The sequence below is a fragment of the Pseudoalteromonas sp. 2CM39R genome (assembly GCF_023161845.1).
The window spans coordinates 124,182-139,042 of record NZ_JALNTM010000005.1 but is presented as its reverse complement, the minus strand read 5'-3'; the positions used below and the strand labels follow the sequence as shown (position 1 = coordinate 139,042).

8 protein-coding genes are annotated in these 14,861 nt (G+C 41.9%); 5 read left to right on the top strand and 3 right to left on the bottom strand.

Annotated features, from left to right (window positions below; translation table 11 throughout):
- Nucleotides 1-71 precede the first annotated feature (71 nt).
- From MTF66_RS13150 to MTF66_RS13140, 3 genes are all read left to right on the top strand, one after another.
- Complete coding sequence (locus tag MTF66_RS13150) at nucleotides 72-2,723, top strand: TonB-dependent receptor plug domain-containing protein (protein WP_248527410.1); 2,652 nt, start codon at nucleotides 72-74, stop codon at nucleotides 2,721-2,723.
- Entirely contained in the window at nucleotides 2,716-3,786 is a 1,071-nt protein-coding gene (locus MTF66_RS13145) for a cytochrome-c peroxidase (RefSeq protein WP_248527409.1), read from the top strand. Before MTF66_RS13150 ends, MTF66_RS13145 begins: the two co-directional genes overlap by 8 nt.
- A gap of 162 nt (nucleotides 3,787-3,948) precedes the next feature.
- On the top strand, nucleotides 3,949-6,702 hold the full coding sequence (locus MTF66_RS13140; protein WP_248527408.1) for an Ig-like domain-containing protein: 2,754 nt from the start codon (nucleotides 3,949-3,951) through the stop codon (nucleotides 6,700-6,702).
- A gap of 32 nt (nucleotides 6,703-6,734) precedes the next feature.
- On the opposite strand, the gene MTF66_RS13135 is transcribed toward MTF66_RS13140, so the two are convergent.
- Both MTF66_RS13135 and MTF66_RS13130 read right to left on the bottom strand, forming a co-directional pair.
- Complete coding sequence (locus tag MTF66_RS13135; protein ID WP_248527407.1) at nucleotides 6,735-7,733, bottom strand: AraC family transcriptional regulator; 999 nt, start codon at nucleotides 7,731-7,733, stop codon at nucleotides 6,735-6,737.
- A complete protein-coding gene (locus MTF66_RS13130; protein ID WP_248527406.1) occupies nucleotides 7,717-8,634 on the bottom strand; it encodes a sensor domain-containing diguanylate cyclase in 918 nt (305 codons plus the stop codon). The genes MTF66_RS13135 and MTF66_RS13130 overlap by 17 nt, the downstream gene beginning before the upstream one ends.
- A 284-nt stretch (nucleotides 8,635-8,918) precedes the next feature.
- Between MTF66_RS13130 and MTF66_RS13125 the strand changes: the two genes are divergently transcribed.
- Both MTF66_RS13125 and MTF66_RS13120 read left to right on the top strand, forming a co-directional pair.
- Nucleotides 8,919-11,219, top strand: coding sequence for a TonB-dependent siderophore receptor (locus MTF66_RS13125; RefSeq protein ID WP_248527405.1), 2,301 nt, complete (start codon nucleotides 8,919-8,921; stop codon nucleotides 11,217-11,219).
- Between the two features lie 58 nt (nucleotides 11,220-11,277).
- On the top strand, nucleotides 11,278-13,206 hold the full coding sequence (locus MTF66_RS13120) for a phytase (RefSeq protein ID WP_248527404.1): 1,929 nt from the start codon (nucleotides 11,278-11,280) through the stop codon (nucleotides 13,204-13,206).
- Between the two features lie 58 nt (nucleotides 13,207-13,264).
- Here the strand turns inward: MTF66_RS13120 and MTF66_RS13115 are convergent, their stop codons facing one another.
- The gene (locus MTF66_RS13115) at nucleotides 13,265-14,851 is read right to left on the bottom strand and encodes an L-lactate permease (protein ID WP_248527403.1); all 1,587 of its coding nucleotides are present in this window, start codon (nucleotides 14,849-14,851) and stop codon (nucleotides 13,265-13,267) included.
- Between the last annotated feature and the right edge of the window lie 10 nt (nucleotides 14,852-14,861).

The window sequence follows — 14,861 nt, the reverse complement described above, 5'->3', positions numbered from 1 at the left end:
GTAATTAACTATTGCCAGCTCTTAAGCGGCCTTCTCTTTAATCTAATTGGTACTATTTCAGGAGTTTTACCATGCAAATGCGCTACTTATCAGCGTGTTTGATGCTTTTACTTAATGCCCCTTTACACGCTAATGAAGTAAAGCAACAAACAACAGATCCTCAATGTAACGATAAGAACAATAAGCAATGCAAAGAGATAGAGCGCATTACTGTTAAAGGGCAATACATCGGAATTGAAGTACCTGAGGTGATAGGTCGTGCCTATTTAGATAGAAACTTTATCGAAGCAACCCCCAAAGGTAATGGTGATATCAACGAATTGATTGCCTTACTACCGGGCGTGCAATTAAGTGAAGACTACTACTCAATTGATAACCTTGCTGAAATTAGCGCCCCTGAAATAAGTATCTCGGGTGCAAAGCCTTGGCAAACAGGCTTTATGATTGATGGCATGAATTATAACAATCGTCTTGATCCTGCCAGTGCGAGCCGTATTGGAGCCTCTGAAAATGAGGTGTCAGGCGGTGTGCAGAGCATGAACATTAACAGTCAAATTGTTGAGTCGATTACTGTTTACGATCATAACATTCCAGCAGACTTTGGTGACTTTTCTGGTGGCGTTGTCGATGCCGAAACTATTTCACCTTTTTCTACAGATACTCGTGTGAGCTTTGGTATTCGTGGTAACCGCAGCGACTGGGGTGAATACCATATAATCGATAACGATGAGCCAGATGACACTGCTGAAGGGCAAAACGCCATTGAGCCACCGGTTTATGAAAAAACTAATATCGATTTTTCAATACAAAAAAAGTTAAATGAACAGCATGCTTTACTAATGAGCGTAAGCTATTTAAAAAGTGATATTTCGGACATTTCGCTCTCGGCGCAGAAGGTCGAAAGTAGAGAAAACATCAACGCATTACTGAAATATAGCTATCGCGATGGCTGGGTTGATTCACTTGATTTAAGCGTTATGTATGCACCTTATACATCGGACTCTTATTTAAAAGACGTTCTCAATAGTGACTATCAAGTTGAGGGTGGCAGCATTGGTTTTACTGCAAATTTAGCTGAAGAAACACGCTTTGGTCATTTCAGCAGCAAATTTAATATGAGTCAAAGTGATAACAACCGTACAGGGCCTGCCCACTTTTATACTTGGCTTCAAGCAAAAGGTAAAGAGTGGGGTCAATTAGCCGATCAAAGCGTCGACTCAACTCCTGTTTCAGAGTACGGCGGCTATGGCAATCTTGATAATACGCAAACAAGCTTTAATTGGCGAAATACCTTAACGCTTGAGCGTAAAAAGTGGGGCAATACTGAACACGCAATTCGCGTTGGCGCTGAACTTAACCATCAAAACTATGAGCGTACTCGCCAACAAAACTATTATAAGTATGACTCGCCAATTCAATACTCATCAACCAACGAACAACTTAATTGTAGTGGCTATACCCTTGATTGTGTTGAGCAAAGCTTTTATGTCGATTTAGATACCCTTGCCGAACAATTAGGTGGAAGTATCGACTTTAATAACCCAGAGCACTTACTTGCCTACTCTAATAACGTAGCCACAACAGCCCAGTATTTTAACTCTCGTCTTGTCACACCAAGTGAAAATATCGATGTAAGCTTAAATAAAGCAGCACTGTATGCTACCGATGTGATCACCTGGAAGCAGTTTGATTTTCATTTAGGTGTTAGATACGACTACGATGATTTTTTCAAAAATCACAATATCGCGCCACGCTTTTCAATGGGTTATGACGTATTTAACGATGGCAATACACTACTGACTGCGGGTTTAAACCGTTATTACGATGCAGGCCTACTCGGTTATAAAATCAAAGAACAGCAAAAGTTTGCTTATCGTGAGTATCGCCCTATTCAAAACGGTTATTTACAAGCTTGGCTTCCTTCTTCTTACACAGGTAACTTTCGTTATATTTATGACAATGTAAAAAATCCTTACGATGATGAAATTGCCTTAGGTCTTCGCCACGCTACCGAGAGTTTCGGTAACTTTGCAGTTAAATACATACATCGTGATAAAAAAGACCAGTTATCCAGAAATGAAAAAACCAATCTAAAGAACGACGGTTATCAATATATTACTATTTATAATAGTGGTACTGGCGAAAGTGAGCGTTATTCGCTGTCTTGGGATGCCAAATTTGGCGACCATTCGATATGGGCCAATGCATCTTATAGCCAAAATAGTGAAAGCAATAGCGACTACACAGCAACTCCTGACAACACCCCTATCGAGACACTGGTTTCCTATGAGGGTGAGCTCATGAGCCTATCTGAATTAGATACCCTTAAAGCGAATTTTGGTCGCCCTGTAACTGCAAACTTTGGTTGGAACACAGATTGGACTGATTCTTTTTCAACTGGTTTAACAGCAACTTACAGCGGCAGTTACACAACTGCAATTAAGTCTAGTAGCGATCAACGAATTGGTATTGGTAGTGAGTGTACTACGTGTGAAGCAGTTGAAATATTTGTGCCAAAATACGAAGCACATACCTTTGACTCTCGCATTATGTTTGCCTTAAGTAGTCGTTGGAATTATCAAATAAGTCAATCTCAATCTCTTGAAGTTCGCCTTGATATCAGCAACTTATTCAACGCACGTAGTCATGCTATTACAGAAGGAAACTCTGGTATTGAACCCGGTAGAATGTTTTGGTTAGGGGTGTCGTATAACTATGAATAAATGGTTATTTCTCTTTACGTGCAGCATTTTTACAGCGAGCGCCTTTGCGCAAGAGCAGTCATTACGTGAATTATACGCAAAGCCACAGCATGAGTGGCCAGCTATTATTAGCAGTAAAGATGTGCCAGCTGCACCGCTCAAACCTTTAAAAGCCAAGCCGATTAATCAAAGTGATGAGATCATCGCATTAGGTGAAAAACTATTTAACGATACTCGTTTGTCGCGAGATAACACGGTAAGCTGCGCAAGTTGTCATGAGTCTCGTTTAGCGTTTTCAGACAGGCGAAAGTTAGCTGTCGGCATTGACGGTCAAGTCGGCACACGAAACACCCAAGCCATTATTGGTATTGATCATTGGCAAAGCTTCTTTTGGGATGGCAGAGCTAAAACTGCAGCTCAGCAAGCGTTAATGCCAATTGAAAACCCAATAGAAATGGGCAGTTCGGTTGAGCTTGTGCTTAAAAAAGTAAACCGTGCTGAAGACTATAAAAAACCAATACTCAATGCCTTTGGCAAAGAAGCGCTTAATAAAGAGCTATTAGCTCTATCGCTTGTTGCTTTTGAGCGCACCTTTGATGTACCTGAGTCATTATTCACGCGCTTTATTGATAAAGCGCAAACGAATCCTAGTGAAGCAGTTGCACTTTTAGACGATCAACAACTTGAAGGTTTACATCTATTTAGAACCAAAGCGAGGTGTATGACTTGTCATGAAGGAGCTTTACTCAGCGACAATGAATTCCATGTAACTGGGCTACATTTTTATGGTCGAAGACTTCAGGATTTAGGGCGTTTTGATGCCACCCAAGACCCCGCTGATATTGGCAAGTTTAGAACCCCATCTCTTTTAGCATTACAACAAAGTACACCTTGGATGCACAATGGCGGTTTTCAAAGTTTACTGGGAGTTGTCAATTTATATAACGCAGGTGGAGCTCGCCCTAAGCCAAGAGCTAAGTTTAAAAATGATCCCCACTTTCCTAAAACGACTGAGCTATTACATAAACTAAAGCTCTCGAAGCAAGAAAAAAATGCTTTAGTTGCATTTTTACAAACCCTTTAAGTATTAAGCCCCTCGTTTTGTGGGGCTTAATTACATTTTAAAAGACTATTTTTTAGAATGTCACTTCACACCCGGATATTGAATGTAAATAAGATCTATTATCATTAATATTTATGTGATAACCTTCCCCAGCCTTCAGGAATAAATTAACTAGGATTTAAAATGAATAACAAACTAAAATATTTACCGCTTGCTATTGCGATTGCTTTAACAGGGTGTGGAGGATCAGACAGTAATAAAGCTCCTGAGTTTACAGGCTCGATGGCATACACTTTACAAGAAGATACTCAATTAACAGGTCAAGTAATTGCCCAAGATGATGATACTTTGACTTATACTGTAGCGTCAGCTGCGAGCAACGGTTCATTTTCTTTGGATGAAAATGGCAACTTCACTTACACACCAAATGAAAATTATTTTGGGGAAGATAGTGTTACTGTAGCCGCATCTGATGGCTCATCAAGTACTGAAGCAGTGATTAATTTTACGATTAATAACGTAAATGATGCCCCCATTCTTACGAACCAGTCAATTACAGTAACAACTTCATCTATAACAGAAGGAACACTAACGTTTAGTGATGTTGATGGCGATAACGTAACAGTTAATGTAGTAACACCACCCGCGAATGGTGAGTTAGCCTTAGATAGCCAAACAGGTGACTTTTCTTATACAGCACAATCTCTTACAGAAATTGATGACACCTTTGTCATTACTTATACCGATGGTATTATTGATGAGCCAATTACAGCGACAATTTCATTAAAGCCTTCGTACATTACTAACGAAGATAAACTAAGTTACTATTACAGCTCACCAAAATCGCACTTGAAACAAGCTGAGGCTATTGCGGCAAAAATCAATGACGATATCTATCTGGATACTATCAATGCGCAACTAGCTAAAAGTTACTATACGGCAGGCTTTATTGACAAAGCAGATCAGTTATACAGCTCAATTAGCCGGTTAGACTCGCTAGCAAATGCCTATAGAGAAACTGCAGGTACTTTAAATAAGCTGTCTCAAATAGAGGAAGCTGCAGAATTTAGAAACAAGGCAGTAACTGCATATAATCAATACATAGCCGAAAAAGGACTAGACAACATTAGTCCAAGTGACCCTACTTTCTTTATTAATCTTGCAAATGATTTTAATGAAGCTGGTCAATATGAGGACGCGGCTGATCTTTATAAAGCTCTTGAGCTTTATGCAAACCAAGTTAGAGAAGAAGAGTACACACCAACTTATGGGCGCTTTATAACAGCATTTAGAAATGCGACTCAAGCAGCAGTCGATTTATACCAAACAGAGCCAAACACCACCAACTTAACTTTAGCAACACAAGTTGTAAAAACTTACGCGGGGTTACTAGAAAACACAGGGTATCAATACCAAAAAAAAGGTGAATATAAAGGCCAGCCTATTAACCGTTTAAAATTAACATTCATAACGGGTGTGATTAATTTTGCTATGCAATTAAATGATACTGAAATGGCAAAGTACTATATAAACTATGCACTATCACTATATGGGCACTCAGGGTTTGACAGCAACTATCTTTTTGATGCCTCTCCTTACGGCGAAGCAACACTTGCAGTATATCAAAACCCTTTACAAGATCTTTCTGCATACATTGGGTTTATATATAAAATACCGCTTAATGATAACCCTGCTTATAACTTAATTTCCGAAAAAGATGACCAAGCTGATGCTGTGGCAAATACCCAAGCATACGAGATTGTAACCGCATTAAATGCTGGATATACAATGGAAGATGCCATTGCTGAGGCCAAAAATTACTTTTTAGAGCAAGATGAAGCTAATTATACCGATTTATATTTAGCGCTTGCTGATGGTTATTCTGACCCAGGTGCGGCAATGATAGCCTATAATAGTGGACAACCAGAGATTGCTTTAGCTTTGCTTAAAAAAGCTAAGGAATATATGTTCACAGCACAGTTTTGGGATGAGCAAGGGAAAACGCAAACTAATCGATTGGTAGGGGCTCAAGGGTGTACTAAACACCTAAACTTAGAAATGATTGTGGGTAGCCAAGAACAGGCTCAAGAGACTGCTCAGCAATGCCTTAATTGGTTTGAAGAAAATGCCAACTCATTATCTACCCGTGTTGTCATCGATGGTTATTCTGATCTTATTCGTGCTTTTCAAATAACAGGCCTCGATAACGAAATAACTCCACTTATCACTAAGCAAAAAACGCAGTTAGACCGCTTAGAAAAGCCTCAAGACAAAGTCACGATGTTACTTGAGTATTTGGGATATTTAATTGAGACTGACCATGTTGATATAGCTTATTCATGGGCATTAGAAGCTATTAACTTAGTAAGATCGAATATCTCTACTTATGATGCCGATAAGTTAGATGCTACCTTAAAGCACTTATATAATAGCTTACTATCTCCTGAAAAAGTCGGTAGAAACTACTTTACCCGAGATTCATTTATAACATCACTTAGTAAGTATCAGTCAAACAGTGAACAATACGCAGATATTTATGCTGATCTAAATAACCAGCTATTGACACTCGTCAGCTTTAGTAAAGATTTTGTGTTAACCCAAACAAATAAAGTTATACAAGAGAATATGGAGGGCTTTGTTTCACTATTCACTTTATTAAATGCTACAGATTTAACAGCAGAGTTAATAGAGCATGATGTAAATGGCGAAGCTGATAAACTGGCCTTGTATGCGTTACAAGCATCGTTAATAGCTAATAGAGATGACTTTCCAGGACAACACATCGCAAGCGTGGACACAGATCACGATGGTAAACCTAACTTCTTCTTATCAACAGCAACACAACAGTCTATAGAAGAGTCTGGCCTCATTGCTGATGATGACGCTGATAACGATGGCATTTTAGATGAAAACGACCCTACTCCACTAGGTGAATAACACCCATAGCCCATGTAATAGCATGGGCTTTCTTATCCTTTTAATTGACTTGGCGTAAGCCCGGTCCAGCGTTTAAACGCTCGTCTGAAATTAGCAATATCATAAAATGATAAGCGCATGGCGACTTGCTCATTACATTGCTCGCGCATGGCAAGTAGGTAAATCGCTTTGCGCTTACTTTGCTCATCATACAAGGTAGAAAACCGCACGCCATGGGCTTTCAGTTTGCGCTTGAAGGTTGCAGGGCTCATGGCAAATTGGCTGGCTACTTGATCTAAATTTAACGCCGGAGTTTGATAAATTAATCGGCTTACTGCTTCCACAAAAGTGCTATTTGCAGAATTTAATGCAGCTAGCTGCGAGTTAATTTGTGAGAACCTAAAACTACTAAACGCGGGGTTAGTAAGCCTAAGCGCGTGTTTATTTAATACCCAGCGGGTTATAGGCTTTTCAAAAGCGACTTTAAGGCCTAAATGCTGCTCGTATTCTTGACTATGTCTGGCGCGTTTATAGGCAAACTCAAACTGACAAGGGACTCGCTCACCCGCCACCTTTTTTAGAACTTGGTAAAACGCGGCGCTATAAATTTCCATGACGTACTGGCTTATTTCATCATCCAAGCCCACAGCATTTTGCAGCACAATGTAATACTGCTCGTTATGCACATAACTATAACTAAATAACAAAGGTGCCAGTTGCATGCGCAAATTGTGTAACTGCTTTAAAGCTTGGCCAATGTGAGCTGCATGTAACACGCCTTGGGCGGCAACAGAGGTATCGTTTGCCAGTTGACTGCCTAATAAAAAACCGCTGTCGGCGGACTTCATCAGCTGCTTAAATTGCGCCAATAAACGCACTTGCTGCGAAATACTAAACTGATGCTGCACACTCATTAAGTCTTGCTCAAACACCCCAGTGCCTCTGAGTAACTTATGTAGTGCAATGCCGCGACTTAAGGCCAGCTCCACCAGCGTGGTGATCAGTCCCTGTGCGGTGAGGTATTTGTCATCTTGATTAAGATACGGCTTCACAATGGCTGACTCTTTGTAGTTTTTGTTGTTGTAACTTAGCGTGTAAACGCAAGCTTAAACTTTGTGGTGTATCGCTTTGCATACTACCCACTAAGGCCGCTGTTACATCTTGAAACTTTGCGTGTTTTTCGCCTTCGACCTTAAAAGCACAATGGCTCAGCGCCGAGGTAATTTGCGCCACCAGCTCTTTTGCTTGTACTGCACTGGTATTTGGCATTAGCACCATAAAGCAGTCTCCTGCATAGCGACACACGACATCGCTAAGGCGGCAATTCATCAATAAAAGCTCGCTCACTTCACCTAGTAAGCGGTCGCCTTCAATAAAACCAAATTCAGCGTTAAAATCAGCAAAACCGCGAATATCAATGGCGGCTAGTTGCAATGGCTGTGGCTCACTTAACTGCTCTTTTAGTACATCTTGTAAGTAATCAGCCTTATACAGCCCTGTTATTGAGCACACTAACTCATGCTCACGATGCTGTGCTTCACGGCGCTTTAACTGCCTGTTAAGTACATATTGCTCTTGATGCCACTGATAAAGCCCAAGGCTTGTGAAAATCATGCCAATCGGCGCAGGCAATGATTCAATCCAAGTAAGCCACGTGTTAGTTGGTTGATGTAACCACTCATCAAATAAATCAAGGGAAGCTGAAAACATAAAAAGCCCAAGCCCAAGCACTAAAAAGCTGGTGACTTTGCCGGGCGGCCTCGAAATAAGCAGCGCAGCTATCCAAGTAAGGGTCATAAGCACAATGCCACCCTCGCCTAAAATATCTAACCATGCGATATCAGCAAAAGGCTTTAATTCTCCTGCTTGCGCGCTTAGCAAAAACGCAAATACAAACAGAGCAATAACAGCATTGGTTAAACAACGATGATGAGTAAAAGGGTTATATCGCATTCTCAGTACCTAACAATAATTCACGCTGCCATGCTAACTCGTTAGCGTTTAAAGCAGCAGGGTCATATTAGCTCAATGATGTGACAGCAAAACGACAGTCAAATCTTGTTAAACCCCTTAAGCACTGTATTTACCTTAAAAAGATGGGGTTATTGCAGCTCAAAAGTACTTTTAAAAGCCTCTAATCACTTGTTTTTACTGGCTGTTAGCGATTTTCTGTCACATTTGCGTCATTTAAGCTGCGTACTTTGCTCATCAAACCAAGGACAACCAGGAGCAAACCCATGAAACAATTTAAAACGAAGGCGTTAGTAAGCGCCCTCGCCTTATGCCAATTTGCCGCTTACGCACAAGACGAACAAAGCAGCGATGAGAAAAAAGTAAAAGTCTCTGAAGAGCTTGTTGTATACGGCGAAATTGGTTATCGCAACCGCTCACAGGAGCTGGCACCAACGCTTGAATACTCACAAGAATACTTTCAACGTTTTGAACCGCTGACTGCCGGTGATGCATTAAAACGCGTACCGAGTGTGACGTTTTTATCAGATGTTTTAGAGTCTGATGGTGCACGTATGCGTGGCTTAAGCCCAGCTTACACCAAGGTACTTATTAACGGTGAAGAAGTACCTGGTGCAGGTGCTGACCGCTCATTCTTTGTTGACCGTATTCCTGCTGAGCTAATTGAGCGTGTAGAAATTATTCGTGCTTCAAGTGCAAACCGCTCTGCTGATGCCATTGCCGGCACTCTAAACATTGTATTACGTGACGGTTACAGCCTAGATGGTGGTTACCTTCGTGCGGGCGGTCTGCGTTATGATGATGGCGAATTAAAAGAAAGCTTTGCTGGTGTTTACGGCACTGAGTTTGCTGGTGGCCGTTTATTACTTGGTGCGAACTTACAAGGTCGTTATAACCCAAAACAAAAATCAAGCCTACGCTATGGCGACAGCCCAGAGAATAACGCCAATTACAAAACCGAAGAATTCGATAACCGCGAAGATCAATCAGACATCCGTGACGGTGACGACACCTCGCTAAACGCCAGCTACGAAATTGCTTTTGATGACGGCAGCAAGTTCGATATCAGCGCAATTTGGGTTGATACCGACCGTACTGAAGATGAGCGTTCATTCGAATATGACGATCCAACAGCAATCAATAACTCAATTGTTGAAGGCGGTAACCTTGAGACCGACAACGCCAATGTATCTTTCATCGATCAAACCAACTACAACATCAACTCGGGTTATGAGTTACCCCTTTTTGGTGGCACCAGTAAATTTAAGCTTGGTTTTGCAAGCTTTGAAGAGTCTGTTTACGAGCAAGAAGTAGAAATCGATACTTCTGAGCTACCTATGGTGTTTGAGGAAGAAGAAGAAACTGTAGACCTTGATGACAAAGAATGGTCATTACAATGGCAACATAGCTTATTTGCAGGCGAGAACAAAACGATTCAATTCGGTGCCTTTGTACAAGGTAAAGAGCGCGATACTGCGGTTTATCAAGCCGAAGGTGAAAGCGAACAAAGCTTTACTAGCTGGGATCAGTTCAGCAAAACACCACTGTCACTGGCAGGCTTTAACAACGAGTTTGAAGCAGCCGCTGGTGGCGTCAATAAACTCGAAGAAGACCGCCTTGATGTATTTGCATTAGTTAAGCACGAAGACCAAGACTTCTCGTGGGAGTTAGGTGTGCGCTACGAAACAACCGACTCAACTATTACAGACAAAGCAGAAGGTGTAAGCGCTGAAAACGATTATGACTTCTTTTTACCATCGGCCCATTTACGCTACAACGTCTCTGAAAACGGCCGTGTCAGTGCATCTGTAGCACGTAGCTTACGTCGTCCTGACTTTGATTACATCACCCCTGCTCTACTTGAAAAAGAGTTAGGCGATAACGACTTTTTAGGTAACCCAGACCTACAACCAGAATCATCGTGGGGTATGGACTTAGGTTATGAATATCGCTTAGGTAAAAGCGGCGTCGTGGGTATCAATGTGTTCTACCGCGATGTCACTGACCTTATCGAAATAGCCAATACAGGCCAACAAGGTTCAGAAGGTGATGGTACTTACATTTTGCAACCGCGTAACACCGGTGATGGCAATGTACAAGGTATCGAGCTTGATTTATCAACGCCGCTAAGCGCTATTAGCATGCCAAACACAGGGGTATTCTTTAACTACTCATGGCTTGATTCAGAAGTAGATGACACTTTCGGTAGCCGTAAATTCAACGACCAATCTGACTACGTGTTTAACGTTGGTTTTATTCAAGACCTACCTGATTTAGGCGCTTCGTTCGGTGCAACTTACCGTAAACAAGGTGATGCTTATGGCCGTATCGTGGGTGAAGAAGTAACCACACACTACGGCGCAGACCTTGAAGTATTTGTAGAAAAACGCTGGCAAGACGTCACGCTTCGTTTAGTGGGCTCAAACCTATTAGATGCAAGTAAAGACGAAACCTTTAACAAGTTCGACACGGTTGATGACCAAATCAACCGCGACTTTGACGAGTATGAACTGGAGTCTGAAGAAGCAGGCCCTGTTATCCAGTTGATGCTGCGCTACGCGTTTTAATACACATAAGAGTTATTAAGGCAGCGTATTGCTGCCTTGTTGTATATTTGGGGATCCCATGAATTTTAAAAAACCACTTAATCTTGTTGCCAGTGCAGTGATGCTAAGCACCCTAGCAGCGTGTAGCCAAACAACGGCGACCGAGGCACCAAGTAAAAACCAATTAACAGCCTTTGGCACGACTGAAAATATGCAAGGCTCACAAGCAGCAGCCCTTGCTGATGACGCTTGGCTATTAAGCTCACAAAGCCAAGGCCTGCAACTTATTGATGCCACAGGTAAACAGCACGCATTACAAAAAGGTAACTTCGAAGCGTTATCTGTTAAGGCGATCAACAAAAACAGCTATCTTGTTGCTAGTATCGACAACGAAGCCGACCAAGCGGTGATTTTTAGCTTACAAAAAGCAGCTAAATGGCAGCTAACTGAAATTAGCCGTATCAGCCCACCAAAAGCAAAACCTGAGGCGGTGTGTTTATTTGCTAACCCGACAACTCAAGCAGTTTCGGCATTTGTGGCAGACGCTCGTGGTCTTATCCGCGAAACACTGGTGTTTGATATGGCAAACAAACGCGCGTTAAACCTTGAATTACGTGAGTTTGCCGGCGTAAGTGAAACATCAGGCTGTGCGGTTGATGATAACAGTAAAACTCTTTATTTAAGTGAAGGCGAGCTAGGCATTTGGCAAATTAACGCAGATGCTGAATCGCGCGCCGATAAAAAGCCCGTGGCTTTGATGTCGCCATTTGGCAGCTTAGCGCCTGAAGTTGGCGGTTTAACCACAACAGATGATGGTAGCTTATGGTTCACCACCTCTGAAGATAACCAATTACATCGCTACGAAAAGAGTACTAAACGTTTTAGTAGCTGGCAATTTGCTGGTGAACTGGCGATTGAATCTGCCGCAGTGCGCTTTAACAATAATCAAGCTGATATCGTGTTATACGATGATGAATCAGGTCATTATGTAAAAGGTCAAATAGATGGGCAGGCTAAACAACATAATAGCGCTAAAACAGCCGCTGTTACTTACATCAATGCACAAGCGCAAACCGATGCAGTACGTGCTTTTGGTGATGCCGCCGATGACCCTGCTATTTGGGTAAACCCTAAAAATGCAGCAAAAAGCCTGATTTTAGGTACCGATAAACGCCGCGGTTTAATGGTGTATGACCTTGCAGGCAAAGAGCTACAAGCGCTAGAAACAGGCCGTTTAAATAATGTTGATGTGCGCCAACATGCCAGTATCAACAACGCAACAAATACCTGGATTGCAGGTAGTAACCGTACTCATAACAGCATCAGTGTTTACAGCGTCGATACTCACAATCAAGTGCAACATCTTGCTGAGCTGCCAACGACTCTAAAAGAAATTTACGGTATGTGTATGTACTCATCAAACACAGGCAACTATGTGTTTATGAATGACAAATCAGGTCTATTTCAGCAATACAAATTAACTGGTAATAATGAGAGCGTATCAGCACAACTAGTACGCGAATTTAGTGTCCCAAGCCAACCTGAAGGTTGCAGTGCAGATGATAAAACTGCACAGCTATTTTTAGGTGAAGAAGACGAAGGTATTTGGTTTATTGGCGCTGAGCCAACAGCAGGAAATAAACCTGTAATGCTGCAAACCGTGAACGATATGTTGGTTGATGATGTAGAAGGCATGGAAATCTACCACGCAAAAGATTCCCGCTATTTAGTGGTTTCTAGCCAAGGTGATTACAGCTATGTGCTTTATAAAATTATTGATGGCAATACCCCTAGCCTTGAGTTTGCGGGTAAATTTGCAATCAGCAATAACCTAGAGTTAGCAATAGATGGCGTATCAGAAACCGATGGCCTAACGGTAACACCAGCTGCGCTACCGGGCTACCCTGAAGGGGTGCTAATTGTGCAAGATGGTTACAACCGTATGCCACAAGCACCGCAAAACTTTAAGATTATTGATTGGCGCGAAGTAAAAAAAGCCATTCAATAAATTACTCCGTAAAGGTGCTCGGTTTATCTGGGCACCTTTTTTATCTGCACATGTTTAATCAGTAAAATAGATAACTAAAACTTCCTACTATTGCACCGTAAATCAGCATAGGCAAAAAGGTTTTCTTAAGCACAGGCCCTTCTTGATTATTCACTCCAACAATACTGGCTACAGCAATAATATTGCTAATGCAGATCATATTCCCCATCGCCGCCCCCGTTGATTGCAACGCAAGTACTAAGGTTTCTGACAAGCCCACTTGCTGTGCAATACCATATTGAATACCGCCAAAAGTAAGATTAGACACGGTTGCAGAGCCTGAAAAGAAAGTACCGAGTGCCCCCAAGTACGAGGCAAATAACACCCAGTGCTCACCGCTTAAATCAGCAAAGGTGCTCGCCATATAAAATATGGGTGCATTATGGCCGCCTTGCATTAAAACATTCACCATCACCAGCGCCCCAATTAAAGCAATACATGGCATAGCAATACGGCCTAAGGTGTCGGAGCACATTTGCTTTACTTGTGGCTTGCTCATTTTAAGTAAAGGCACACAGATCAACACCACCAATACAAACGGGATCAACGCTGGTACAAACAAGGTTTTATACGACCACCCCACTGAGGTGCCGAATATCTCATGTAAAGATAAGATCAGCGCTTTGCTTAATTCAAATTGTGCAAAGCCCAAATGAATACTCACCCAGAGCGTTTCGTCGTTAAGCAATGCTTTAATGCCCAACTGATGAATACGGGTTATGACCAGCACAACAATCAAAAGTAATAACGGTAATAAAGCTAAAAATAGCGCTTTGGGTGTGAGCTCAACCTTGCCTTTCGAGTTTTGTGCATTTGCAGCTGACTTATCTAACCCCACTCCCCTACTTGCTAAATAGATAGTCACTAATAGCCCCACTGCACCACCTATCAACGAAGGAAATTCATAGTTCCACTGGGCAAACAACCAATAAGGTAAGACACATGAAAACACACTTAAATAAATGAATACGCTATTTTGACGCACCTTTTTTAGTGGTAAAACAAGACACAGCGCAATCATAGGAATAACCAAAGCAGCAACAACATGACACAGCGCCGTCCATCTTGAGATAGCCAGCACTTGCCCATCATCTAAGTTTAGCGCCGAAAAGCCAAACCATGTTGGTGTGCCTACTGCACCAAAGGATACGGGGATCGAGTTTAAAATAAGAGTGAAAATAATCACTTTAAAAGGCGAGAAACCAAGCCCGACCAAAATAGGCGCAGCAATAGCCGCAGGCGTGCCAAACCCCGATGCGCCTTCGAGCATAAATGCAAATGCCCAACCAATGATCATCAACTGTGCAACTTGATTACTGCTAATTGATTCTAGCCAATGTTTTATCGTGGTTTCGGCCCCAGATATTGCCAACATTCGGTTAAGTAAAATAGCCCCTGCAATAATCGAAATGGGCGTCATAACAGACAACACACCAGCAAACGAATTAGCAAGCAACAGCCTTAAATCAGCTTGAAAGTAAAACAGTTGCAGTAAAGCAGCAAGTAGCGCTGTTATGGGTAAGGCAATATAAGAAGCGATGGGGCTGCGTTTTACCATCATCCAGATCAGCACCAAAATAGGTAGTGCAGCCACTAGGGTATTCATGGGTCATCCT